General features: G+C 65.3%; 19 protein-coding genes. 6 read left to right on the top strand and 13 right to left on the bottom strand.

Annotated elements, in window-relative coordinates; genetic code table 11:
• Window positions 1-129 precede the first annotated feature (129 nt).
• The 5 genes from ACCQ07_RS05145 to ACCQ07_RS05125 all read right to left on the bottom strand — a co-directional run bounded on the left by ACCQ07_RS05145 (window position 130) and on the right by ACCQ07_RS05125 (window position 8,031).
• Window positions 130-1,197: an SPOR domain-containing protein gene (locus ACCQ07_RS05145; RefSeq protein WP_372363844.1), complete on the bottom strand. Its 1,068-nt coding sequence runs from the start codon at window positions 1,195-1,197 to the stop codon at window positions 130-132.
• Window positions 1,198-1,264: 67 nt separating this feature from the next.
• Window positions 1,265-2,563 carry a bifunctional tetrahydrofolate synthase/dihydrofolate synthase gene (gene folC, locus ACCQ07_RS05140; RefSeq protein ID WP_008571632.1) on the bottom strand — a complete coding sequence of 433 codons (1,299 nt, stop codon included), beginning with the start codon at window positions 2,561-2,563 and terminating at the stop codon, window positions 1,265-1,267.
• A gap of 329 nt (window positions 2,564-2,892) precedes the next feature.
• Window positions 2,893-3,537 (bottom strand): histidine phosphatase family protein, encoded by a 645-nt coding sequence (locus tag ACCQ07_RS05135; protein WP_008571633.1) that lies wholly within the window; start codon window positions 3,535-3,537, stop codon window positions 2,893-2,895.
• Between the two features lie 84 nt (window positions 3,538-3,621).
• Window positions 3,622-5,706, bottom strand: a complete 2,085-nt coding sequence (locus ACCQ07_RS05130) for a S46 family peptidase (protein ID WP_170922818.1) — start codon at window positions 5,704-5,706, stop codon at window positions 3,622-3,624.
• A gap of 237 nt (window positions 5,707-5,943) precedes the next feature.
• Entirely contained in the window at window positions 5,944-8,031 is a 2,088-nt protein-coding gene (locus tag ACCQ07_RS05125; protein WP_209242030.1) for a phosphocholine-specific phospholipase C, read from the bottom strand.
• Window positions 8,032-8,137: 106 nt separating this feature from the next.
• Between ACCQ07_RS05125 and ACCQ07_RS05120 the strand changes: the two genes are divergently transcribed.
• Entirely contained in the window at window positions 8,138-10,561 is a 2,424-nt protein-coding gene (locus ACCQ07_RS05120) for a TonB-dependent receptor (protein WP_081029550.1), read from the top strand.
• A gap of 272 nt (window positions 10,562-10,833) precedes the next feature.
• Entirely contained in the window at window positions 10,834-11,868 is a 1,035-nt protein-coding gene (tdh, locus tag ACCQ07_RS05115; RefSeq protein WP_008571638.1) for an L-threonine 3-dehydrogenase, read from the top strand.
• Between the two features lie 661 nt (window positions 11,869-12,529).
• Here the strand turns inward: tdh and ACCQ07_RS05110 are convergent.
• The 5 genes from ACCQ07_RS05110 to ACCQ07_RS05090 form a co-directional block, all read right to left on the bottom strand.
• Entirely contained in the window at window positions 12,530-13,246 is a 717-nt protein-coding gene (locus tag ACCQ07_RS05110; RefSeq protein WP_011346562.1) for a TorF family putative porin, read from the bottom strand.
• Window positions 13,247-13,523: 277 nt separating this feature from the next.
• The gene (locus tag ACCQ07_RS05105; RefSeq protein WP_011346561.1) at window positions 13,524-14,555 is read right to left on the bottom strand and encodes a sulfate/molybdate ABC transporter ATP-binding protein; all 1,032 of its coding nucleotides are present in this window, start codon (window positions 14,553-14,555) and stop codon (window positions 13,524-13,526) included.
• Window positions 14,556-14,562: 7 nt separating this feature from the next.
• A complete protein-coding gene (cysW, locus tag ACCQ07_RS05100) occupies window positions 14,563-15,516 on the bottom strand; it encodes a sulfate ABC transporter permease subunit CysW (RefSeq protein WP_011346560.1) in 954 nt (317 codons plus the stop codon).
• On the bottom strand, window positions 15,513-16,373 hold the full coding sequence (cysT, locus tag ACCQ07_RS05095) for a sulfate ABC transporter permease subunit CysT (protein WP_011346559.1): 861 nt from the start codon (window positions 16,371-16,373) through the stop codon (window positions 15,513-15,515). The genes cysW and cysT overlap by 4 nt, the downstream gene beginning before the upstream one ends.
• A 3-nt stretch (window positions 16,374-16,376) precedes the next feature.
• Window positions 16,377-17,474, bottom strand: coding sequence for a sulfate ABC transporter substrate-binding protein (locus ACCQ07_RS05090; RefSeq protein ID WP_057681044.1), 1,098 nt, complete (start codon window positions 17,472-17,474; stop codon window positions 16,377-16,379).
• A gap of 90 nt (window positions 17,475-17,564) precedes the next feature.
• Between ACCQ07_RS05090 and kbl the strand changes: the two genes are divergently transcribed.
• Both kbl and ACCQ07_RS05080 read left to right on the top strand, forming a co-directional pair.
• Window positions 17,565-18,773 carry a glycine C-acetyltransferase gene (gene kbl, locus ACCQ07_RS05085; protein WP_057681045.1) on the top strand — a complete coding sequence of 403 codons (1,209 nt, stop codon included), beginning with the start codon at window positions 17,565-17,567 and terminating at the stop codon, window positions 18,771-18,773.
• 2 nt (window positions 18,774-18,775) lie between these two features.
• Window positions 18,776-19,168, top strand: a complete 393-nt coding sequence (locus ACCQ07_RS05080; RefSeq protein WP_122273214.1) for an HNH endonuclease — start codon at window positions 18,776-18,778, stop codon at window positions 19,166-19,168.
• Here the strand turns inward: ACCQ07_RS05080 and ACCQ07_RS05075 are convergent.
• The 3 genes from ACCQ07_RS05075 to ACCQ07_RS05065 form a co-directional block, all read right to left on the bottom strand.
• Window positions 19,119-19,979 carry a pseudouridine synthase gene (locus ACCQ07_RS05075; RefSeq protein WP_218534369.1) on the bottom strand — a complete coding sequence of 287 codons (861 nt, stop codon included), beginning with the start codon at window positions 19,977-19,979 and terminating at the stop codon, window positions 19,119-19,121. The genes ACCQ07_RS05080 and ACCQ07_RS05075 overlap by 50 nt on opposite strands.
• Window positions 19,980-19,998: 19 nt before the next feature.
• Complete coding sequence (locus ACCQ07_RS05070) at window positions 19,999-20,514, bottom strand: hypothetical protein (RefSeq protein WP_007968908.1); 516 nt, start codon at window positions 20,512-20,514, stop codon at window positions 19,999-20,001.
• Between the two features lie 192 nt (window positions 20,515-20,706).
• Window positions 20,707-21,804, bottom strand: a complete 1,098-nt coding sequence (locus ACCQ07_RS05065; protein WP_008571649.1) for an OmpA family protein — start codon at window positions 21,802-21,804, stop codon at window positions 20,707-20,709.
• 415 nt (window positions 21,805-22,219) lie between these two features.
• Between ACCQ07_RS05065 and ACCQ07_RS05060 the strand changes: the two genes are divergently transcribed.
• Window positions 22,220-23,242, top strand: a complete 1,023-nt coding sequence (locus ACCQ07_RS05060; protein ID WP_014089494.1) for a zinc-binding alcohol dehydrogenase family protein — start codon at window positions 22,220-22,222, stop codon at window positions 23,240-23,242.
• A gap of 202 nt (window positions 23,243-23,444) precedes the next feature.
• Window positions 23,445-25,484 (top strand): NADPH-dependent 2,4-dienoyl-CoA reductase, encoded by a 2,040-nt coding sequence (locus ACCQ07_RS05055; protein WP_277574163.1) that lies wholly within the window; start codon window positions 23,445-23,447, stop codon window positions 25,482-25,484.
• Window positions 25,485-25,641 lie beyond the last annotated feature (157 nt).

Below are 25,641 nucleotides of genomic sequence, written 5' to 3'. Positions count from 1 at the left end.
TGGAAAATCCAGCAGCTGCAGGCGCGCAGTGCAGGCAGTTGGCAGACACGTGACGGTCCGCCGGCAGTGCAGTGTACGAGCGGCGGCCACCTGCGCGGCGGCCGCGTTTGCTTGCGGCCGGCATGGCGGTTACGGATGCGGACGCACCATGCCGGAGATACCGACCTTGGCTGCCACCTGGGCACGCAACTGTTCGGCATCGCTGCGATTGGCGACCGGGCCGACGCGCACGCGGTTCAACGCGCCCTTGTCGGTCCGCACCTGTTCGACGAAGGCACTGAAGCCGGCAGCGCGCACGCGGTCGCGCAAGGCATCGGCATCTTCGGCACGACCGAACGCGCCCAGCTGCACTGCAAACCCGACCGCACTGGCCGCAGGCGCTGCCGGCGCGGTGGCCACCGGCTTGGCGGGTTCAGGCTTGGCGGCAAGCTCGGGCTTGGCGGGGGCGGGCTTGGTGACCTCAGGCTTGGCCGGCACGGGCTTGGCCACCTCGGCCGGCTTGGGCGCGGCGGCCACCGGTTTGGCGGGCTCCGGCGGCAGACTTTCGGTCTTGGTCGGTGCGGTGGTGCTGGCGGCGGCGACGCTGCTGCTGGGTTTGACGGCAGGCGCAGGCGCCGGTGCGCTGGCGACAGGCGCCGGCGCGGCGGCGTTGGCGTCCAACGTCACCACCTGGGCGTTGACGTCGCTGCGTACCTTCACTGCCTGCAGCCGGGCCGATTCGGCCTGCGCCTGGTCGGCATACGGCCCCACGCGCACGCGCCAGGCGGGGCGGCCGTTGATCTGGGTCTTTTCGCTGAAGCCGGGCAATTGCGCCTGCTTGAGCCGCGCAATCACCGCGTCGGCGTCGGCGCTGGTGGCGTATGCACCAAAATTCACTGCGTAGTTGCCGGCAGCCACTTCCGGAGCCGAGGGCGTGCTGGACGGAGCGGCCAGATCGGCGGCATCGAGGTTGTTCTGCACCGGCGCCGGCGCACCGGCCATGCCTAGCGCCCCACCGGCCGGCGCATTGCCCGGAGTGACCAGCGGCAATTCGCGGGTTTCGAACTCGCCATTGGCGGGCGCTGCGGGCGCCTCGAGCGGTACATCGGCCACACCGCTCGACGGCGCGGGGCCCTTGACCAGCATCGGCAGGAAGATCACGGCAAGCGCCACCAGAACGATGGCGCCAATCAGTCGCTGTTTCAGAGCAGTATCCACGGAAGAGACGAGAGGCGGCGTGGCGGGGTGCCGCGGCGATTATAAGGCCGGCGCCACCCCGACGACCTCAGCGGGCTGAATGAAGTGCGTCGAGCGCGTCGGCCACGGTGTGAAACGAGCCGAACACCAGCACGCGGTCGCCGGGGCTGGCCCTGTCCAGGACCGCGCGCACTGCACTGGCAACATCGCGATGACACGGCGCCTGCGCGGCGGCACTGCCTTGCAGACGGGCATGCAATGCTTGCGCCGATTGGCCGCGCGCGCCTTCCAGCCCCGCCAGCGCCCAGTGGTCGATCTGCCCAGCCACTGCCTCCACCACGCCCAGCACATCCTTGTCGGCCAATGCGGCGTAGATCGCATAGGTGCGGCCGGCATGCGCCTGCGTACCGAGCGCGGCGGCCAGCGCGCGTGCGGCCTGCGGGTTGTGTCCGACATCCAGCAGTACCTGTACGCCATTGACCTCAAGCCGCTGCAGTCGCCCGGCCACTTGCGCGTTGCCGATGCCCTGCGCCCAGGCCGCGTCGGGCACTTCCACCGGCAATGCCTGCAACGCGGCGATCGCGGCAGCGGCGTTGGCCAGCTGCACTGGCGCACGCAGTGCCGGCATCGGCAGTTCCAACGTCACTGCCACATCGCGCCAGCGCCAGCGCGGCGCGTCGGATTGCGGGCTCTCGGCGTGCCGTGTGTCGATCGGCTCGAAGAAATAATCGCTGCCGGCACGGATGGCATTGGCACCCAGCTGGTAGGCGCGACGCAGCACACTGGACGGCGGGTCGATCTCGCCCAGCACCACCGGCTTCCATGCGCGGATGATGCCGGCCTTCTCGGCGCCGATGGCCTCGCGGTCCTCGCCCAGCCAGTCGGTGTGGTCGAGATCGACCGTGGTGATCACTGCCACATCCGAATCGACGATGTTGACCGCATCCAGGCGCCCGCCAAGGCCGATTTCCAGCACCGCCAACTCCAGCGCCGACTGCTGAAACAACCACAGCGCCGCCAGCGTACCGAACTCGAAATAGGTCAACGCGGTGTCGCCGCGTGCTGCTTCGACCGCTGCAAACGCGTCGACCAGCTGCGCGTCGCTGGCCTCTTCGCCATCGATGCGCACGCGCTCGTTGTAGCGCAGCAGATGCGGCGAGGTGTAGGCCCCCACCTTCCAGCCGGCAGCACGCCCGATCGCCTCGATGAAGGCCACCGTCGAGCCCTTGCCATTGGTGCCGCCCACGACGATGACATGCGTGGCCGGCGCGGCAAGCTGCAACCGCGCCGCAACCGCGCGCACGCGCTCCAGGCCCATCGCAATGGCACTGGGATGCTGCTGCTCGATATAGGCGAGCCAGGCGGAGAGGGAGTCGGTTGCGTTCATGGGGAGGGCTGCGCAGAGAGGGGCACATTATCGCCATTTGCGCTTGCGCAACGCACGCCACGTCGGTGTTGGATGTATCGCGCGTGCTTGGTTAGTACGACGCAGCTCGGTTGATCGCGCATGGTGGCGAACGCCGTCACCAGCGCATCCCAGGACGTTTAGCGATCACCCCAAGACGCAGCCCCGACACGGAGCGTTGACTACGCAACCGCACCGAGGCCTGTTCCACCAACTCACCCAAACCTGCAAGCGTGTATCAACGACGTTCGGCATTTTGGCACCTGCAACGACATGGCGTGTCATTGGCGATACAGCGTCCTTGCCTCGCCTTACAACGCCCGATGCTTTGCCTCACCAAAGAACGGTGTGTGATGCGCACAGTCGTTGAGGCGCACCACTTCGAGATGCTCCACGTCATCGCCTTCGAGCAGGTTCAGCGTGGTCGGGGCCTGGCGGAAGCTCCATAGCTTGGACAACGGCAGGCCCAGGATCTTGCACAGGATCACGCGATTGACCGCATCGTGCGCAACCACCAGCAAGGTGTCGTGCGCGCCCAGCCCATCGGTGGCACGCACCAGGCCGCGCCAACTGCGATCGAGCACCTGACGCAGCGATTCGCCACCCGGCATCAACACGGTATCGGGCTCTTCGCGCCAGGCGCGCAGACGTGCGGGGTCCTTGTCGTTGATCTCGCTGGCCAGCAGGCCCTCCCACTCGCCGTGCGCAATTTCCTGCAGGTCGGCATCGGTCTGCAGCAGCGCTTGACGCGACGCGCCCAGCGCGGCCTTGGCAGTGGCCTGCGCACGCGACAACGGCGATGCCACCGCGCGGTCGATCTGCAGCGTGTGCAGCCGTTCGCCCAATGCGCGCGCCTGGCCTTCGCCAACCGGCGAAAGCGGAATATCGATCTGGCCCTGGTAACGGCCTTCGGCGTTCCACGGCGTCTCGCCGTGACGAGCAAGCAGGATGCGCATGCGCTGGGAGTTCCTTGGGGGAGGGGCCCGCTCGCCGCAGCGAAAACGGGACCGCATGATAACCCCTGCCGCACCGGCGCCGCGTCAGCGCACGCCTAGCTCCTTCAACAGCTGTGGCGCCGGAGCGACCTCGGTCATGATCCAGCGCAGATAGCGGCTGTCCACGGCAATCATGCGGGTCATTGCCGGATCGAAGATCCAGTTGCTGCTCACCGACTCCCAATTTCCGTCGAATGCCAGGCCGACCAGCTTGCCTTGCGCGTCCATCACCGGCGAACCGGAGTTACCGCCGGTGATGTCCAGGTCCGACAGGAAATTGACCGGCACCGAGCCCAGGCGTTTGTCCTCCAGCCCGGCGTAGCGCTTGGCCTTGACCGCATCCAGCAAGGCCTTGGGCGAATCGAACGGATCGGCGCCGGTCTCCTTGGCGACCACCCCTTCCACGGTGGTGAACGGTGTGTAGGCCACGCCATCTTTCGGGGCGTAGCCCTTGACGTTGCCGAAGGTGATGCGCAGCGACAGGTTGGCATCCGGATAGACCGATTCGCCCCGGCTCTTCCTGTAGTCGGCCAGGGCTTGCAGATACACCGGCCGCGCCTTGAGCTGCTCGCCGGTACGCAGTTTGTCCTCGCGCTCGATCTGCAACAGGGCCGGTGTCACCGCCACGGCGTACTGGATCGCCGGGTCGGTGCTGGCTTCGAAGGCGGCCCGGTCGGCGGTGAGCCACGTCAGCCGCGCTTGCGTGCTCCCCAACGCCGTGCCATCGAGCTTGCCCACGGCCGCCTGCACGGCCGCCGCATCGCGACCGCCCAACCACTGGTCCAGCGCGGCGATGCGCTGGTTGGCCGGCAGCTTCAGGTACTGGCTGAGCCAGTACTGCTGCAGCTGACGATCCATGGCCGGCACGTAACGGCGCTCCATCTGCTTCATCGTCGCTTCGATCGACGGCAGGTCGCGGTCCTGGTACCCGGATTCGCGTTGCGCATTGGGCTTGGCACGCTCCAGCGCCAGCCGGTACAGCGTCACCGCGGCACCCACCGTGCCGGTGGAGTCGAACTGGCGCAGCACGAAGTCGCGCTGTTGCGTGGCCTGGGTCTGCTTGAGCAGCTTGACCAAGGTGTCGTGCGCGGCAAGCGCATTACGCCCGCTCGCACCCCGCCCCTTGAGCCAGGCCAGCACGGCCGCTTCGTCGGCCTGCTTGGTGGCCTGCGCATTGATGCGCTTGAAACCTTCCAGTTGCCCGTCGAAGTTCTTGGCGGAGTTATTGAGGCTGGCGACGGTGCTGGCATATTTCACCTGGATGTCGGGATCCTGCTTGCCTGCCTGTTCGATCAGGCCGATGACGTCCTTCAATTGCTGGCCGACCACCGGGTAGGTCCAGCTAGCGGTGTTGTCGAATTCGGCAGCCAGCGCGTAGCGATTGGTGCGGCCCGGATAGCCGGCCACCATCACGAAGTCGCCAGCGCCCAGCGGCTGGTCGGCGAACTTCAGGAAGTGCTTGGGCTGGTAGGGCATATTGTCCTTGGCGTAGGCAGCAGGCGTGCCGTCCTTGCCGACATAGGCGCGATAGAACGAGAAATCGCCGGTGTGGCGCGGCCACATCCAGTTGTCGATGTCGCCGCCGAACTTGCCCACGCTGCCGGGCGGTGCATAGACCAGGCGCACATCCTTGATCTCCAGGTTCTTGAACAACCGGTAGGCGTTGCCCCCGGCAAAACTGAAGAACTGGCAGCGGTAACCCGGCTGCGCTTCGCAGGACGCGATCTGTTGCTTGCTGAAATCCTCAAGGGCCAGCGTGCGCTTGAGCGCATCGTCGCCTGCAGTGGCCATCGCTGCCCTTGCCGGTGCCGTGACGTCGGTAATGGCATCGAGCACGTAGATACGCGCACTGGGACCTGCGCTGAGCTCGTCGGCGGGACGTACAGCGTTGAACCCGTCCTTGATCAGGTTCTTTTGCGCGGTGGAGTTGAGTTGGATCGCGCCATAGGCACAGTGGTGGTTGGTGACGACCAGACCCTGCGGCGAGACGAAGCTGGCGGTGCAACCACCCAGGGCGACCACGGCGCCCATCGGATCGCCGGTCAGGTCGGCCAGCTGCTGCGGCGAAAGCCGCAAGCCTGCTTGCTGGAGGGGCCCGGCGATCTCGGGCAGCTGTTGTGGAACCCACATCCCCTCGCCCGCCTGTGCAGACGAAACGACAGCCAGCGTGGCCAGCACGGAAACAGCGAACAGGTTCGGACGCATCGACAGCCCCAAGGGTTATTGTCGTTACAGTGTAACGCCAACGTCTGCTGGCAAATCCACGACCGATGACAGGATCGGCGCGCGCCCTTTCCCCACGCACGCACGTATGCCGCGCAGCAGGCGCCCGCGGTTCGCCTGCAGCTACCGTGGCCGGGCGCCCGCCTAGACGCGGCCGAACGCGGGGTCGCTGCGGCTGGGCCTGCCGGTTTCCAGATGCCCGGCCAGCCGGCGGCGGAAAGCGCTGCCCGGCTGTTCCACCACCAGGTCGTACCAGTGATCGCTGGCGGCAAGCGCCAGGCGAATGGTCTCGCGCTGACCTGGGGCCAGCGGGAAGGTGCGCGCATCTGGGTCTGCGTAGTCCAGCGCACGCAGCTGCACGGTGCAGGCGCGCTGCCCGGCATTGCCGATTTCCAGCACCAAGGCGTCGCCCTCCTGCCGCGCCTCCACCCATGGCGCGGCCGATGGCGCAGAGGCACTTGGCACCTGCCCGGAGAACTCGCGCAAGAAGCCATTCGGCCCGTGCACGCGCAAGGCGTATGCACCCGCGTGCGTGGCCCCAACCGGCGCATCCTCCAGCTGCGTGCCGGGCAGCACCGTGTAATACCAGGGGCCGCCACTGGCCGCGCTGCTGTAGACGTTGAACGCCGCGGCCGCCGCGCCGCTGTTGACGAACTGCAACTGCACGGGGGCGCCCTCCTGCACGCGTGCATGCACCTGCAAGGCATACGGCAGTGCGCGCGCCGGCCGTTGCCCCGGTTCCTGCCGCGGCATCGCTGCGGCGGCAGGCACCGACGGTAGCGGTTTGTCGCGCACGGCAGCGGTACGTGCGCGATAGTCCTCGACCGACGGCAATGCGCTCAACGCCGAATCGTCCGGTTTGCGGAAGTCGAACACGCTGGTGAGATCGCCACTGACCGCACGCCGCCATGGGCTGATGTTCGGCTCGGCCACGCCGAAGCGGCGTTCCAGCAGACGCAGGACCGAGGTGTGATCGAACACCTGCGAGTTGACCCAGCCACCACGCGTCCACGGCGAGATCACCAGCATCGGCACGCGAATGCCCAGGCCGATCGGCACGCCATCGTAGACCTCGCCACGCGTGTCGACATTGCTGCGCCCCATGCGTGCGTCCACTGCCGGCAACGGCGCGGGCACGTGATCGAAGAAGCCGTCGTTCTCGTCGTAATTGATGATCAGTGCCGTCTTGGCCCACACCTCGGGATTGGCGGTGAGCGCATCGATCAGACGCGCCACCAGCGACTCGCCATAGGCAGGCGGCGCTTCGGGATGTTCGCAGTACGCGGTGGGCGGGATGACCCACGACACCTGCGGCAGGCGATTGGCCTGCACATCGGCAGCGATCGCCGCGACCAGATGCTCGGCCTGGGTGGTGGCGGCATTGTCCGCGGTGGACCCGGGCACGCACGCACGTGCACGCCGGTACCGTTCGTCGTCGGTGCGCAGATCGCGGTAGTGCGAGAAGTACGCCAGCGAGTTGCAGCCGAAGTTGTCGTATTCCTGATACACGCGCCAGTCCACGCCGGCAGCCTGCAAACGCTGCGCGTACGTGGTCCACTGCAGTGCTGCGTAGCCGGGCTTGTCGCGCGCCATGTCGGCGGTCCAGTTGCCATCGTCGGCATTGGTCACCGCCTGCGCGCCGACGTTGCCCACGCTTGGGCCGCTGGTACCGGTGAACAGATACATGCGGTTGGGATTGGTCGGCCCGTGCAGCGAGCAGTAATAGCCGTCGCAGATGGTGAACGCGTCGGCCAGCGCGTGGTAGTACGGGATGTCGTGACGCTGGAAGTATCCCATCGTCAATTCCCCCTTGTACGGCACCCACGCATCGTATTCGGCCCAGCGTGCCGGGTCCTGCCCGTGACCGGCCTTCCAGGAATGATCCAGGCTCTTGATCAAGGGCGCGCAGGTATGTTGCGAATCGAACGCGAACGGCAGCAAGCGTCGTCCATCGGACGTGGGTTGACTCCATACCGGATGGCCATCGCGCAGTTGCAGCGCGCGCGGATCGCCAAAGCCACGCACGCCACGTAGCGCGCCGAAATAATGATCGAACGAGCGGTTTTCCTGCATCAGGATCACCACATGTTCGAGATCGCGCAACGTGCCGGTCCGCGCGTTGGCCGGCAGCGCGAGCGCACGGCCGATCGAAGACGGCAAGGCGCCGGCAGCAGTGAGCGCAGCGACGCGCTTGAGGAAATCGCGACGCGAAGAGGAAGAGGAAGAGGTCATGGCGGCAGAACCTGCAAAAAATGGTGCTTTTTTCACCGCGCAGCGCGGTTGGACACGACACGTATAGCGGGCGAGCGCGACAGTTTTGCGACAGCGATCGTCATCAATGTTTCATGAGCCGTTGACACCCTGCGTCGCGAAACGCCGGCTTTGCACCGTGCGTCCGCCCTCAGCCGTGGCCGAACAGGACTCCCCCATGACTTCCGCTCGTCGCTTTCATGTCACACCGCTGGCGCTTGCCCTGGCAACGCTGCTTCCCGTCGTTTCGCAGGCCGCGTCGCCGGCTGAGCCGGTTGCCGTTGCTCCGGCAGCGGAGGCAGCGACACCTGTGGCCGACGCCGCCAATGCAACGCAACTGGATGCAATCAATGTGGTGTCGCAAGGCAGCACGCGCCAGGTGCAACGCATCAGCCAGCAGGACATCGAGCAGCTGACGCCCGGCAGCAGCGCATTCAAGGCAGTGGAAAAACTGCCTGGCGTGCAGTTCCAGTCCGCCGATCCATTCGGCACCTACGAATGGTCCACGCAGGTGACCCTGCATGGCTTCGACCAAAGCCGCCTGGGTTACACGCTCGACGGCATTCCACTGGGCAACATGAGCTATGGCGTGACCAATGGCCTGCACATTACGCGCGCCATCATTTCGGAAAACCTCGGTTCGGTGGAAATTGCGCAAGGCGCTGGTGCACTAGGCACTGCGTCCAACACCAATCTCGGCGGCACCATGCAGTTCTACTCGGCCGACCCGCAGACCACGCCTGGCGCACGGTTGGTGCAGACGGTGGGCAGCGATGCAACGCGCCGCACCTTTGTGCGCGCCGACACCGGCGATCGCGATGGGTTGTCGGCGTATCTGTCGTATGCCAATGCCAGCACCGACAAATGGAAGGGCTATGGCGATCAGACATCCGAACAGGCCAATCTCAAGACGGTGTACCAATGGGGCGACGGCAACCGCCTGAGCCTGTTCGTCGATACCTCGCGGCGCAAGGAATACGACTACATGGATCTGTCGTTGACCAGCCAGCGCGCGCTCGGCTGGGACTACGATTACCTGCAGCCGGATTGGGCCACCGCCGTGCAGATGGCACGCGCGTATCAGAACACCGGGGCCACCAGCGGCGTGGCCAACGGCTACCCGCAATCGCTGGCCGGCCTGCCCAGCGACTACAGCTGGCTCGACGCCAGCTATTACGCTGGCGGCGGACTGCGTCGCGACAACCTGGCAGGCCTGTCGGGCACGTTCGTGTTCGGCGGCGCCACGCTCGATGCCAGCGGCTATTACCACGGCAATCGTGGCGAAGGCCAATGGGTGACACCGTATGTGCCCACCTCCGCGCAGATGCCGCTGTCGATGCGCACCACCGACTACGGCCTGGATCGCTTCGGCGGTACCAGCGCATTGAAGTGGTCATGGGGCAACCACGATCTGGAAGTGGGCGCATGGGCAGAAAACGCGCGCACCATGCAGGGCCGCAATTACTTCGCGCTTGGTAACGAAGGTTACACCTCGCTGTACAACGTATACGAGGCACAGACCCCGTTCCGTCGCGACTTCCTGCAGCGCTACACCACCCAGACCCGCATGCTGTATCTACAGGACACCGTGCGCCTGCTCGACGACCGTCTGACCCTCAACTACGGCGCAAAGGCGCTCAGCACCACCACGCGCGCACAATCGCTGGTGCCGACCACCGCACTGGCGCAAGGACGCATTCGCGCCGAAGATAATTTCCTGCCGCAGGTGGGCATCAACTACAAGCTCGACGAACGCCAGGACCTGTACGCGTCCTACAGCAAGAACATCGCGGCGTTCGGCTTCACCCCGTTCGCCACCTCGCAGGCGGCGTTCGACCGCAGCCGCTCCACGCTGGAACCGGAACAATCGCAGACCGTGCAGGTGGGTTACCGCGTGCAGGATGCGCAGTTCCAGCTCTCGGCCGACGCCTATTTCACCAAGTTCTCCAACCGCTTGCTGACCACCTCGCCGTGCACCGCGGTGCAGACCTGCGCTTCGATCCTGAGCAACGTCGGTGCGGTGCACAGCGCCGGCGCGGATCTGGCACTGATGTGGCGCCCGACCGAAGGAGTGAGCTGGTTGAACTCGTTGTCGTGGAATCGCTCGCGTTACCAGGACGATTACCTCAACAACGGCGTGGTCGCCACCTCCGGCAAGGACGTGGTGGGCATCCCGGCGTTGATGTTCTCTTCCAGCGCCAGCTACCAGATCGGCAACCTGCGCCTGGATCTGGACGGCAAGTACGTGGACAAGCGCTACATCACCTTCCTCAACGATTCGCAGGTGCCGTCCTACTGGCTGTTCAATGCCGGGGCACGTTACGACTTCGGCCGTGTCGGCGGGGTGGCCGATGTGGCGCTGGCGCTCAACATCAGCAATCTCACCGACAAGCGCTACTTCGCCAGCACCGGCACCAACGGCTATGTCGCCTCCGATCCGGATGGCTACAACCAGACCATGGTGGTCGGCGCACCGCGGCAGTACTTCATGAGCCTGGATGTGAAGTTCTAGGCGCGGCTGACAAGCATTGGAGCGGTGCTGGCGCCGATGACGCACGCCTGCCGTTTGGCCAACGCGCTAGCCCTGGCAGGCGGCGGCAGGTCTGGAGCGTGGTTCCCATCCTGGGCCGAGGCGCCAGCTTCGTCGCAACGGGCACGGGCCGGACCGGCCCTGCCCCACCGTGGATCCAGGGCCGCATCACGTCCATTCCCGCACCGCCGCATGGCATACAGGCCGCGACGCCTATAATCGCCGGCTTACTTTCACTCAGCAGGTTCCGCCAGATGGCGCAGACGATGAAGGCGCTGGTCAAGCGCGAAGCGAACAAGGGCATCTGGCTGGAACAGGTGCCAGTGCCGACGCCCGGCCCCAACGAGGTGCTGATCAAGCTGGAAAAGACCGCCATTTGCGGCACCGACCTGCACATCTACCTGTGGGACGAATGGAGCCAGCGCACGATCAGGCCGGGCCTGACCATCGGTCATGAATTCGTCGGCCGCGTGGCCGAGCTCGGTTCGGCCGTGACCGGCTATCAGGTCGGCCAGCGGGTGTCGGCCGAAGGCCACATCGTGTGCGGCCATTGCCGCAACTGCCGTGGCGGCCGTCCGCACCTGTGCCCCAACACGGTCGGGATCGGTGTCAACGTCAACGGCGCTTTCGCCGAATACATGGTGATGCCGGCCAGCAACCTGTGGCCGATCCCGGACCAGATTCCGTCCGAGCTTGCCGCGTTCTTCGACCCCTACGGCAACGCCGCGCACTGCGCGCTGGAATTCGACGTCATCGGCGAGGACGTGCTGATCACCGGCGCCGGCCCGATCGGCATCATTGCCGCCGGCATCTGCAAGCACATCGGTGCGCGCAATGTGGTGGTCACCGACGTCAACGATTTCCGCCTCAAGCTGGCGGCCGACATGGGGGCCACGCGCGTGGTCAACGTCTCCAAGACCTCGCTCAAGGACGTCATGGCCGACCTGCACATGGAAGGCTTCGACGTGGGCCTGGAAATGAGCGGCAACCCACGTGCGTTCAACGACATGCTCGATTGCATGTACCACGGCGGCAAGATCGCCATGCTCGGCATCATGCCGCGTGGCGCCGGTTGCGACTGGGACAAGATCATCTTCAAGGGCCTCACCGTGCAGGGCATCTACGGCCGCAAGATGTACGAGACCTGGTACAAGATGACGCAGCTGGTGCTGTCGGGTTTTCCGCTGCACAAGGTGCTGACCCATCAGCTGCCGATCGACGATTTCCAGAAAGGCTTCGACCTGATGGAAGAAGGCAAGGCCGGCAAGGTCGTGCTGAGCTGGAATTGATCGGCTGACACTGCAGATCTGCGAAAGGCGCCGCGAGGCGCCTTTTGCGTTTTTAAGACATGCGCTTGCTGACGAATGCTGCGAGCGATTTTCAGGAGCTGGCGAAGCGTCTCAAGCAACGCGGGGGCGGCTAGGGTCTGGATAAAAGCCTAGTGGGCCGATTGCGCGGTGCCCTCGCCGCTCGCGGGACACGCCGCAAGTACGTCCATGTAGGCTCGATGGCGGCATCCATGCCGCCAACGGTCCCGCAATCGGCAAGGACACCGCACCGGATAGTTTGCTGGTGGATTCATTGAAGAACGAACACACCGCGGCAGACCGTCTACTGACCGACTCGTTGGAACTCGACGCACCGACCAGCTCAACTGGTCCTTGCCCGCTCACCGTCGCGGGACCCTTGGCGGCATGGACAACGCCACGGAGCTTGCACGGACGCACGTGCCGCGTGCTGCGCGATGGTGGGCGGCAAGGACCCTGCAGGCGGCCGCCGATCGGCAGCTCCGCAAGTGATCGATCCACAAGCTGCAGTCATTCAAGAATCGAACCAGCCAAGCCTCGAGTCTTGACCTGGTTTGGACGCAGAGCAGACAACCCAGTGCGTCGGCGCTTCCCGCATGACGACGACTCTGCACGTTGTCAGAGTCGCTTCAATCAGTCGCCATCACGGCCAGGTGACGGTCGCCGTTGCCACCAGATGGTTCTGCGAATTCTGACGACCGAAGCCGAATTCGGCGGCTTTGCTGGTGTCGTAATAACCCACGCTCAAACCCAGCGGGCCGAACGTCTTGCCGACGTTGACGCCGAAATCGTTGTAGTCGTGGTCCACCTGACTCAGCGACGAGGTGTAGACGCTGTGCCCTGCGTGCGCGCCGAGCGTAAAGTCGTACGGCAACGTCCAGTTGGCATCGAAGGCGTAGTAATAGCCATCGGTCTTGCTGCCGTACAGATCGTCGGTGTAGGCGACCGTCACGCTATAGGTCTTCAGGAACGTGGTCTTGGTGATCAACTCGGCGTAGTTGGATGCGCCCGCTCCCAGATACTGGTAACGGTTGATCATGACGTCGAAGTTCCAGTGGGTGCCCAGGTCGGTGTTGTAGCCGACGAAACCATCCACTTCCCAATCCGGGTCGCCGGCGCCGAAATCGACGTTGGACGACCAGGTCCCCAGGTACAACCCGAATGGCGTCTTGTAGGTCAAACCGGCCTGAAACGCAGGCTCTTCATTTGTCTGCGAAATACCGCGGAACAGGTAATCGCTGGTCACCGCGAAGGTGCCGCTGAACGGCGATGTAGACGCATCTTCGTCCTGCGCCTGCGCAAGCGGTGCAACGCCCAACAGGAGTAACGAAAGACAACAAGCGAGCGGGGACGACTTCATGGGCATCTCCTGGAGCGATGAACGGTGGGATGGCGCGAAGCGAGGCTGCAAGGACTTATTAGTCCAACTGTCATTGCAGCGCAACATGAAAGTCGCGTTCGCTTGATCCAGCGCACACACTCAAGAGCCCATGCGCGAATCAGGTGTCGATGTCATCGACCGCTTGCGCCGAATCTTGATGTTCGGGTTGAAATCGGGCAGCGGAATTGGTCACAGCAAAGGCGAAACGCGCCTCGCACATCCATTCCCGCGCCCTGCGATCTCAGCCGGCGCCCGCTTACGCGGGAAATATCCCGTACTGCCGTGCTGCCAAGCGCACTTGCTGCCCTGGCTGAAAGCTACCGGCAGAGGCCGGCAGTTCCACCTCCACTTCGTTGCCCGCCGGTTCCAGCGTTGCGCGCAGCCGCAGGCGCGGCCCGCTGCGCTGCGACCACGCTACCGTCGCCGGCCAGCCCGCCTCGTCGGGCACCAGATCTTCCGGCCGCACATACACCTCCACCGGCCCTGCAGCCAGCGAGGCATTGGGCAGGGGAAGTGCGTGCCCAGCCACCTGGATCTGCCCCTGCGCCAGCACCCCGGGGATACGGTTCACCGCACCCACGAACGAATACACGAATGGCGAGGCCGGCTTGTCGTAGATCATGGCCGGCGTGTCGAGTTGCTCGATGCGGCCGCGGTTGAGGATGGCCACGCGGTCGGCCAGTTCCAGGGCTTCTTCCTGGTCATGGGTGACGAAGACGGTGGTCAGGCCGGTACGTTCGTGCAACTCGCGCAGCCAACGGCGCAGGTCGCGGCGCACCTGCGCATCCAGCGCCCCGAATGGCTCGTCCAGCAACAGCACGCGCGGTTCGATCGCCAGCGCGCGCGCCAGCGCCACGCGCTGCCGCTGGCCGCCGGAGAGCTGGGTGGGATAACGCTGCTCCAGGCCCTGCAGCTGCACCAGCGCCAGCAATTCCTCCACGCGCGCACGGATGCGCGCTTCGGCCCAACGCGCGTTGCCGCGGCGCACGCGCAAGCCGAACGCGATGTTCTCGAACACGTCCATATGCTTGAACAATGCGTAGTGCTGGAACACGAAGCCGACCCGGCGCGATTGCACGCTCATGCGGGTGGCATCTTCATCGCCGAACAGCACCTGGCCGCCATCGGCATGCTCCAGCCCGGCCATGATCCGCAGCAGCGTGGTCTTGCCCGAGCCGGAGGGCCCAAGCAAGGCCAGCAACTCGCCTTGGCGCACTTCCAGATTGATGTCGTCCAGCGCGGTAAAGGTCTCGAACTGCTTGCGCAGGCGGTGAATGCGGATGCCCATGGTCACCTCAATGGCGGTGGTTGGCGGCCAGCGAATCGCCGTGTCGCCATTCCAGATACGTCTTCAGCGCCAACGTCAGCAGCGCGGTCAGTGCCAGCAGCGACGCGCAGGCAAATGCGGCGCTGTAGGCATATTCGTTGTAGAGAATTTCCACATGCAGCGGCAGCGTATTGGTGCGTCCACGGATATGCCCGGACACCACCGACACCGCCCCGAATTCGCCCATCGCGCGCGCCGCACACAGCAGCACGCCATACAGCAGGCCCCAACGAATATTGGGCAACGTCACCCGCCAGAACATCTGCCAGCCGTTCGCGCCCAGGCTCAGTGCCGCCAGTTCCTCGTCGCTGCCCTGCTGCTCCATCAGCGGCATCAGTTCGCGCGCGATGAAGGGGAATGTCACGAACGTGGTCGCCAGCACGATGCCCGGCAACGCGAACACGATCCGCGGCAGCTGAATTACCAACTCGCCCAGCACCGGCAGCTGCACATGCCAGCCTTCGTCGATCAGCGGCCAGGCCCAGCCGCTGCGGCCGAAGATCAGTACGAAGATCAAGCCTGCCACCACCGGCGACACCGAAAACGGCAGGTCGATCAGGCTGACCAGCAGACGTTTGCCCCAGAACTGATGCTTGCTGATGGCCCACGCCGCGGCCACGCCGAATACCAGATTCAACGGCAGCACGATCGCCGTCACCAGCAAGGTCAGCTTGATCGCCGACAACGCGTCCGGGTCGACCACCGCACGCAGGAAGGTTTCCCAACCGCCACGCAATGCCTCGGCGAACACCAGCACCAGCGGCAGCAGCAAGAACGCCAGCAGAAAGAGCACGGCCCCCAGGATCATCAGCCATTGCACCCAGCGCGGCTCATTGGTGGCCGAATCGCTGATGCGGCGCGCCTGCTTGGTCATGGCGTGGGTAGGCAACATGGAAGGCAGAGATGAAACGGCATCGTTCATACGGGCCTCCGTTGATAGCGCAGCAGCCGTGCCTGCAGCGTATTGACCACCAGCAGGATCACGAACGACAGCAACAACATGGCCGCGGCAATGGCAGTGGCGCCGGCGTAGTCGAATTCTTCCAGCCGGATGGTGATCAGTAGCGGGGCGATCTCGGTGGAATTGGGCAGGTTGCCGGCAATGAAGATCACCGAGCCGTACTCCCCCACGCCGCGCGCAAATGCCAGCGCAAACCCGGTCAGGACCGCTGGCCACAGCCCCGGCAGCACCACCCGCCATACCGTCTGCCAGCGCGAGGCACCCAGCGTGGCGGCGGCAGCCTCCATTTCACGATCGCTCTCTGCCAGTACCGGCTGCACCACCCGCACCACGAAAGGCAGGCCCACAAAGACCAACGCCAGCACGATTCCCAGCTGCGTGTAAGCCACCTTGATCCCGATCGCCTCCAGCCAGCGCCCCACCCACCCGTTGCCGCCGTACAGCGCGGTCAGCGCAATGCCGGCCACCGCGGTGGGCAACGCGAACGGCAGATCGATCACCGCATCGAAAAAGCGCTTGCCCGGGAACCTGTAACGCACGAAGACCCAGGCCACCCAGGTGCCCATCACCGCGTTGAAGGCACCGGCCGCAAACGCGGTGCCGAAGCTCACCCGCAGCGCCGACAGCACGCGCGGCTCGCTCCATACCCGCCACAGGCCCTCCCAGCCCAGACCGCTGGTCTTGATGAAGATGCCCAGCAGCGGGATCAGCACGATCAGGCCAAGCCAGGTCAGGGTGATGCCCAGACTCAGGCCCAGCCCCGGCATCACGCGTCGGCGCGATGACGGCGCTGGGTGGGGTGCAACCGACATCGACATCGCCTACTTGTTGGCCTGGATCTGGTCGAACACGCCACCGTCGGCGAAGTGCTCCTGCTGCGCCTTCTCCCATGAGCCGAACGCCTGCTGGATGGTCACCAGCTTGATGTCCGGAAACCGCGCCATGTCGGCCGGGTCGGCAAATTCGGGATGCCGCGGGCGATAGAAATGCTTGGCTGCCAGCTTCTGCCCTTCAGGCGCATACAGATCGCGCAGGTAGGCTTCGGCCACCTCGCGGGTGCCATGCTTGTCGACGTTCTTGTCCACCAGCGCCACCGACGGCTCGGCCAGGATCGACAACTTCGGCACCACGATCTCGAACTTGTCCTTGCCCAGTTCCTCGCGCGCCAGCAGCGCTTCGTTTTCCCAGGCCAGCAGCACATCGCCGATGCCGCGCTGCACGAACGTGGTGGTGGCACCGCGTGCGCCGGTATCCAGCACCGGCACGTTGCGGAACAGCGCCTGCATGTAGCGCAGCATGCGCTGGCGGTCGCCCTTGAAGATGTGGTCGGCATACGCCCAGGCGGCCAGATAGTTCCAGCGCGCGCCTCCGGAGGTCTTCGGGTTCGGCGTCACCACCGCTACGCCAGACCGCAGCAGGTCCGGCCAGTCGTGGATGTTCTTCGGGTTGCCCTTGCGCACCAGGAACACGATGGTCGAGGTATACGGCGCACTGTTGTCGGGCAGGCGCTTTTCCCAATCGGCATCGATCAGCTTGGCCTTCTGCGCGATGGCATCCACGTCGTAGGCCAGCGCCAGGGTCACCACGTCGGCCTCGATGCCATCGATCACCGCGCGCGCCTGCTTGCCAGAGCCGCCGTGCGAGGTTTCCACGGTCACCGTGTCCTGCGGGTGCTGCTGTTTCCACTGCGCGGCGAAGGCGGCGTTGTAGTCGCGGTAGAACTCGCGGGTGGGGTCGTAGCTTACGTTGAGCAGCCCGATCTCGCGCGCGCCAGCCGGCCCGGCCAGGACCAGCAAGGCGCAAAGAAGGGAGGCAAAACGGAAACGGGGGTATGTCACGACGATCTCCTGGCCGGTTGAGCACAGCTGAACAGCAAGCATGCCATGCTGCGCAGCGGCACGCAGGCGGTGAAATGACATCAGCGCCGCCTCTTATGCCGATTTTGCATGACGTAGTGGTATGCCACCGTGATCGTTAAAATTGCGCTTCTTTCTGCCACTGCGACCGCCATGACCACCGCTCCCGCCGCGCTGACTGCCCATTACGCCGCCGAACTGGATGCCATCCAGGCCCAAGGCCTGTTCAAGTCCGAGCGCATCATCACCGGTCCGCAGTCGGCCGAGATCACCCTGGCCGATGGCCGCCGCGTGCTGAACTTCTGTGCCAACAACTATCTGGGCCTGGCCGACCACCCGGACATCGTCCAGGCCGCCAAGGACGCGCTGGACAGCCACGGCTTCGGCATGGCCTCGGTACGCTTCATCTGCGGCACCCAGGACCTGCACAAGCAACTGGAACGCAGCATCGCCGAGTTCTTCGGCACCGAAGACACCATCCTCTACGCGGCCTGCTTCGATGCCAACGGCGGCCTGTTCGAACCGCTGCTGGGCGAGCACGACGCCATCATTTCCGACGCGCTCAACCATGCCTCCATCATCGATGGTGTGCGCCTGTGCAAGGCCAAGCGCTTCCGCTACGCCAACTGCGACATGGCCGATCTGGAGGCGCAGCTGCAGGCCGCCGACGCCGCCGGTTGCAAGACCAAGCTGATCACCAGCGACGGCGTGTTCTCGATGGACGGCTTCATCGCCCCGCTCGACGAAATCACTGCCCTGGCCCGCAAATACAACGCGCTGGTGCATATCGACGAATGCCACGCCACCGGCTTCCTCGGCGCCACCGGCCGCGGCTCGGCCGAGGTCAAAGGCGTACTGGACCAGATCGATATTTTCACCGGCACCCTGGGCAAGGCCATGGGCGGCGCACTCGGCGGCTTCACCACCGCAAAGCGCGAAGTGATCGAGTTGCTGCGCCAGCGTTCGCGCCCCTACCTGTTCTCCAATTCATTGCCGCCGCACGTGGTGGCTGCCGGCATCAAGGCCTTCGACATGCTGGATGCCGCGGGCGAGCTGCGCACGCAGCTGGTCGAAAACACCACCTATTTCCGCGCCCGCATGACCGCCGCCGGTTTCGACGTCAAACCGGGCGTGCATCCGATCAGCCCGGTGATGCTGTACGACGCACCGCTGGCGCAAAAATTCGCCGAGCGCTTGCTGGAAGAAGGCATCTACGCCATCGGCTTTTTCTTCCCGGTGGTTCCGAAAGGCCAGGCGCGCATTCGCACCCAGATCAGCGCAGCGCATACGCGCGAGCACCTGGATCAAGCGATCGAAGCGTTCATCAAGATCGGGCGCGAACTCAAGGTCATCGACGCCTGAGCATGCGCACGGTGCTGCGCCAACGGCTGCTGCTGGCGGCGCAGACCGATGCGCAGGCGCAGCTGCGCGACGGCCATTGGGAGACACGCTGCCTGCATTGCCGTCGGCATCTGCAAGTGCGCGCCGACGGCGAACCGCTTGGCCACACCACGCTGGAACACGTGGTGCCGCAGGCCTGGTTCGGTCGTCGCGCGGCGGCGGCGCTGTGCGCGCTGGTGGGCGGCGATGCCAACGATGCGCGCAATCTGGCGCTGGCCTGTGCCGGCTGCAATCACGCCAAGGGGCGCCGCCACGATGCCAACGGCGCCGGCGACGCACGCGCTTACGAAGTGGTGAGCGCCCTGCTCAGCGCGCGTCTGGCGCGCTGGCGCGCGCTGCCGGTACCAACGCCCTGACTTCCTCGGCGCTCAGCATCCGCCACGCGCCTTTGCCGAGCTCCCCCATCGCCAGCGGGCCGATCGCCACGCGCACCAGCCGCAGTACGCCGATATCGACTGCGGCCAACAGCCGGCGGATCTGCCGATTACGGCCTTCGTCCAGCACGATTTCCAGCCAGGCATTGCGCTCGCCTTCGCGCAGCACGCTGACCTGTTTGGCACGCAACAGCACGCCCTCCCCCTCAGGATCGGTATCTGCCACACCGGCCTGCAGCTGCGTCAGTTGCGCGGCACTGGGGCGGCAATCGATCTGCACGTGGTACGTCTTGTCCGGCCCTCTCGCCGGGTCGGTCACCGTCGCCGCCCATTGGGGGTCGTTGCTGAAAAGCAGCAGGCCTTCGCTGGCCTTGTCCAGGCGCCCCACCGGCGCGATCCACGGTAGGCCGGCGCCATCGAAGCAACGGTAGACAGTGTCCCTGCCCTGCTCGTCGCGCACGGTGGTGACCACGCCACGCGGCTTGTTGAGCATCAGATAGCAACGCGCCGGCCCCGCGAGCGGCTGCCCATCGACAGTGATGGACGATTGCTGATCGCCGCGGATCGGAAATTCGGGGTCGCGCACCACACGCGCCGACACGCTGACGCGGCCATCGGCAATCCAGCGCGCTGCCTCGGTGCGCGAACACACGCCAAGCTTGGACAGCACACGCGCCAGCCCATGGCGTGGCGCGGCATTGGCGGATGCGGCAGCGGACGTGCGCACTGCACCGGCCGCTCCCGGACCACGCTGACGCTGCCGGGACGTTGCCGGCGCAGGTCGCCGGGGCATGCCGTCCCGACCGCAGGGCTTACTTGTTTTCGACCGACTTGGCGTCGGCTGCAGGTGCTGCGGGCGCTGCCGCGGCAGGTGCCGCGCCAGCGGCCGGGCGTGCCTTGACCACGCGCACACCGCGGGCCTTCATCCAGGCATCGAATTCTTCTGCCGTCATGCGCTTGCCGTTCTGGCTCATGTCGAAGCGCCACGGGGTGTTGTCGAACGCGGTGGTCGCCTTGTAGGCCGCCGGGTCGTTCGGGTTGACGGTGCCGCCAGGCGGAATGACCTTGGCCAGATCCTGGCAGCCTTCCACGCGCAGGCGCAGCAGCACGCGATCCACCGACTGGTCGCTGCTATAGGGCTGTGCCAGCACGCCAGTGGGCATGCCCAGCTGCACGCTGCGGGTGTAGAACTCGGCAGCCGCCGGTGCAACCACGGTGGCGGGCAACGGCAGTGGCTGGGACACCATGCTGCCGGCGCAGTTCGGAGCGGCGTAGGCGGCGGGGATCAGAGCGAGACAGAGCAGTCCTGCCGTAGCGGTACGCAGCATCGGGTTCTTCCAAGTATGAGTGTGGTATTGACGCGGCGAGTGTAGGCAGCGATGAACGCTGTTTCAACAGGAACCGTGCCTGGATGGCAACACAGACAGGATCGGCAGCGCCTGAGCGCGCTTTTCCAGGGCCTGCATAGACAAAACCCGGCGCAAGGCCGGGTTTTGTATGCAGCAAAGCTAGCGGTCCAATTAGTTCTGGACGTTCAGCTCGGTACGACGGTTCTTCGCACGACCTTCCGGATTGTCCGAACCATCCGGGTTGGTGTTCGGAGCAATCGGACGGCTCTCGCCGTAGCCGATCGGGCCGACCAGACGCGACGCATCGACGCCGTTCTTGGTCAGGTAGTCGTACACGGTGGTCGCACGACGCTCGGACAGCTTCTGGTTGTACGCGTCGGTACCCTTCGAGTCGGTGTGACCGGCAACCTCGACCTTCAGATCGGGGTAACGCTTCAGGATTTCGGTCGCTTCGCTCAGGATCGAGACGGCATCCGGACGCAGGGTCGACTTGTTGAAGTCGAAGTTCACGCCCTTCAGGTCGATCGAGACAGGAACCGGGCAACCGTCCGGACCGATGGTCTGGCCAGGCTGCGAGTTCGGGCACTTGTCGTCGCAGTTGTTGACGCCGTCACCGTCGTCATCCAGATCGGCGCAGCTCGGAGCAACCGGAGCCGGAGCCGGCGGCGGAGCGGTCGACGGAGCCGGTCCCAACGGGATCACGACGCCGACCGAAGCCAGCACGTCACCGAACCAGTCTTCGCGCGGAGCGGCAACGCTCTGGTCGTTGAAGTCAGCGCGATAGGCCAACTCGGCACGCACGGCGACGCGCTTGTCGAAGGTGGTCTGCAGACCGACACCAGCCTTGGCGGCAAAGTTGCCGTCCTTCTGCTGGCCCGGCGAAACCGGGTTCGGGGTCGCGTCGAATTCTTCTTCCGAACGCTGGTAGCCCAGGCCGAACAGCAGGTAGGGGTTCCAGCCGCGGCCTTCCTGGATGAAGTGGCGACGCAGGTCGAACGAGATGCCGTACTGGCTCCAGTTCAGATCCTGGTTGGCATCGAAGTTCGGGTTCTGATAGTTCAGCTCACCGTCGATCGACCAGTTCGGGCTGACGAACTTGCCCAGACCCAGGGTGACGAACGGGGCATCATTGGTCAGGCGATCGCTGTCCTGGAAGTTGAAGCCAGCGCTACCGGTCAGGTACCAACGGTCGTCGAACTCCTGCGCGGAAGCAGCCTGGGCAACTGCCAGACCGCCGAGCAACGCGGCAGTGAGAATTTTCTTGTTCATTTATACAGCTCCTTCTTTGGGAGATAAAACCGATAGAGGCGTTGTGCTTGGTAAAGATGCTCGTCACATCCAGAGCCATCGGGGCGCAGATTAAGCCGGCCTCGGTGAAGATCGCGTTAACGGTCATATAACATGTGAAAGCAATCACCAGGTCCCGCAACGCCAAGCAATACTACGTATACAGCTTCATGAAGGAAAGGACCGTGCGCCCAATTCGGATAACGCACCTGCATGAACCGCAGCCCAATTAAGTCACTTGAATACGCTTTCAGGCTGACTGGTTTTTAGCGTTCCAGGCGGCCTCGAAAACTACATTGGTGAACGCCAGGCCCCGTCCGAGCTGAATTGTGGGGTCGGTGGTTGCGGGCGACTTGCTCCACAACGCACCCTGAACCTCCCGCTCTGGAGCGCTCCAATGAAAGCTGTCGCCCTCACCCGCCATCTTCCGATCGACGATCCCGAATCGCTGCTTGACATGGAACTTCCGACACCTGCGGCGCCGTCGGGGTATGACTTATTGGTGCGGGTGGAAGCGATCTCGGTGAACCCGGTCGATACGAAGGTGCGCGCGCCCAAGCCGCAACCGCTGCACGCGCCGAAGATCCTGGGTTACGACGCCGCCGGGGTGATCGAGGCGGTCGGCCCGGAGGTCACCGCCTTTGCGGTCGGCGACGAGGTCTACTACGCCGGCGATATCGGGCGGCCGGGCAGCAATGCGCAGTACCAGCTGGTGGACGCCCGCATTGCCGGATGCAAACCGACCTCGCTCAGCTTCGCGCAGGCGGCCGCGTTGCCGCTGACCACTCTGACGGCATGGGAGCTGCTGTTCCAGCGCATGCCCTTTTCGTTCGACGGTGCACGCAATCGCGGCAGGCATCTGCTGATCATCGGCGGCGCTGGTGGCGTGGGCTCCATCGCGATCCAACTGGCGCGGCATGCCGGATTCACGGTGATTGCCACCGCATCGCGTCCTGAGAGCATCGAGTGGGTTCGCCAAATGGGCGCGCATCACGTGATCGATCATCACCAACCGCTGCAGCCGCAACTGCAGGCGCTGGGGCTGGACACGGTGGACGCGGCGCTCAATCTGGCCGACACCGACCGCTACTGGCAGCCACTGGGCGAAGTGCTGGCGCCGCAGGGCCATGTGGGCCTGATCGTGGAGCCGCGCGGACCGTTGTCGATCGGCGACCCCTACAAATCCAAGTGCATCGGCATCCATTGGGAGCTGATGTTCACGCGCGCGCGCTACGCGACCGAGGACATGGTCGAGCAGCACCGTATCCTCAACCGGGCGGCCAGCCTGATCGATGCCGGCGAACTGCGCACCACGCATACCGAGACGCTGTCGCCGATCAATGCGCAGCAGCTGCGCGAGGCGCATCGTCGCCTGGAAAGCGGCAGCACGATCGGCAAGCTGGTGCTGGCCGGCTGGTAAGGCGGCCGGCGGGCCGCGGTCGCTGCCCCGATGCCCTGGTGCGAAGGCGCCTGCGCATCGGGGCGCGCCTGTGCGGGCGGCAGCACAGGCGTGGTGCCGAACGGGCGTCTGCAGCATCGGCGCGCCGCTGCATGCACCAGGACTTGCCGCCAGGCCGGTTTGCCGGCATCGTGCGCAATCCGTACGCCAGCGTATCCACATCATGTCGCCCGCCACCGGCCCCTCCGCCTTGTCTTTCCCGCACCTGTTCACCCCGCTCGACCTGGGCTTCACGCAATTGCGTAATCGGGTCCTGATGGGCTCGATGCACACGGGCCTGGAGGACCGCGCGCGCGACTTCCCCAAGTTGGCGGCGTATTTCGCCGAGCGCGCCGCCGGTGGCGTGGGCCTGATCGTGACCGGTGGGTTTTCGCCCAATGTGGTGGGCTGGCTCAAGCCATTCGGCGGCAAGTTATCCTGGCCGTGGGAAGTACGCCCGCATCGCCAGGTCACCCGCGCAGTCCACGAACACGGCGCCAAGATCTGCCTGCAGCTGCTGCACGCCGGGCGCTATGCGTACCACCCGCTGTCGGTTGCGCCGTCCAGGCTCAAGGCACCGATCAACCCGTTCACTCCGCGTGCGTTGTCGGCCGGCGCGGTGGACCGGCAGATCGCCGCGTATGCGCGTGCCGCGCGGCTGGCGCGCGAGGCAGGCTACGACGGCGTCGAGGTCATGGGCTCGGAAGGCTATCTGATCAACGAATTCACCGCCGCGCGCACCAATCGGCGCAGCGACGCCTGGGGCGGCGATGCCAGCAAGCGCATGCGCTTTGCGGTGGAGATCGTGCGGCGCATCCGCGAGGCCTGCGGGCCGGACTTCATCATCATCTACCGGCTGTCGCTGGTGGATCTGGTCGAAGACGGCAACCAATGGCAGGAAATCCTGGCGCAGGCGCAAGCGATCGAAGCGGCCGGCGCGACCATCATCAATTCCGGTATCGGCTGGCACGAAGCGCGCATTCCCACCATCGCCACCTCGGTGCCGCGCGCCGCGTTTGTCGGGGTCACCGCCAAGCTCAAGCCGCATCTGCGCATTCCGGTGGTGGCCACCAACCGCATCAACATGCCGGAGGTGGCCGAGGGCATCCTGGCCGACGGTGCCGCAGACATGGTGTCGCTGGCGCGGCCGCTGCTGGCCGACCCGCAGTGGACCAATAAAGCGCGCGCCGGGCAGTCGCACACCATCAATACGTGTATCGCCTGTAATCAGGCCTGCCTGGATCATGTTTTCGACAACAAGCTGGCCAGCTGCCTGGTCAACCCACGTGCCGCACACGAGACCGAACTCAACTACACCCCGACTGCCACGCCCAAGCGCATCGCCGTGGTCGGGGCCGGCCCGGCCGGTCTGGCCTGCGCGACAGTGGCGGCAGAACGCGGGCACCGGGTGACCTTGTTCGATGCTAGCGATGCGATCGGGGGGCAATTCAATGTCGCCAGGCGCATTCCGGGCAAGGAAGAATTCAACGAGACCTTGCGTTACTTCGGCCATCGCATCGAAGCGACCGGCGTGCAGCTGCGTCTGAACACCCCGGTACAGGCGGCCGATCTGAAAGACTTTGACGAAGTCGTGCTGGCAACCGGCATCGAGCCGCGCAAGGTGGATTTCCCCGGTGCCGATCATCCGATGGTGGTGAGCTATCTCGACGTGGTGCTGGGCCGCCACGTGGCCGCCGACAAAGTGGCGATCATCGGTGCCGGCGGCATTGGCTTTGATGTCGGTGAGTTTCTGGTGCACACCGGCCAATCGCCTGCGCTGGATCCGCAGCGCTGGATGGCCGAATGGGGCGTAGACCCGAACTTCGAAGCGCGCGGTGCGTTGACCAAACCGCAACCCGAGCGCGCCGCCCGCCAGGTCTGGCTGTTGCAGCGCAGCCCCGGCAAGCCTGGTGCACGCCTGGGCAAGACCACCGGCTGGATCCACCGCGCGACGCTCAAGGCCAAGGGCGTCAAGATGCTCGGCGGCGTGGAATATCTGGGCGTGGACGATGCCGGCCTGCGCGTTCGCGTGGAAGGCAGCGAACAGCTGCTGGATGTCGGTACGGTGGTGGTGTGCGCCGGGCAGGAGCCGCGTCGCGAGTTGCTGGCTGCGCTGCAGGCCAATGGCCAGCAGCCGCATTTGATCGGTGGCGCGGACGTGGCGGCCGAACTGGATGCCAAGCGCGCGATCAACCAGGCAAGTCGGCTGGCCGCGACCCTGTAACGGGTTTTCGAAGACGGCGTCACCACGACGCCGTCGTTGTGTTCGCGTCCTGGCTGCACGACTGACGTGCATGCGGCGCGACCGACGCCGACATGCACGCGGATGTGGCGGTCTGCAACGCCCGTTCTTTTTCTTGTCGTGCGGCTCGGCGATATGT

This window comes from Xanthomonas sp. NCPPB 3583 (assembly GCF_041475715.2).
In the GTDB taxonomy this organism is placed as follows: domain Bacteria; phylum Pseudomonadota; class Gammaproteobacteria; order Xanthomonadales; family Xanthomonadaceae; genus Xanthomonas; species Xanthomonas euvesicatoria.
Note: the sequence above shows the minus strand (reverse complement) of the source record. Positions and strands in the feature narration are given on the sequence as shown.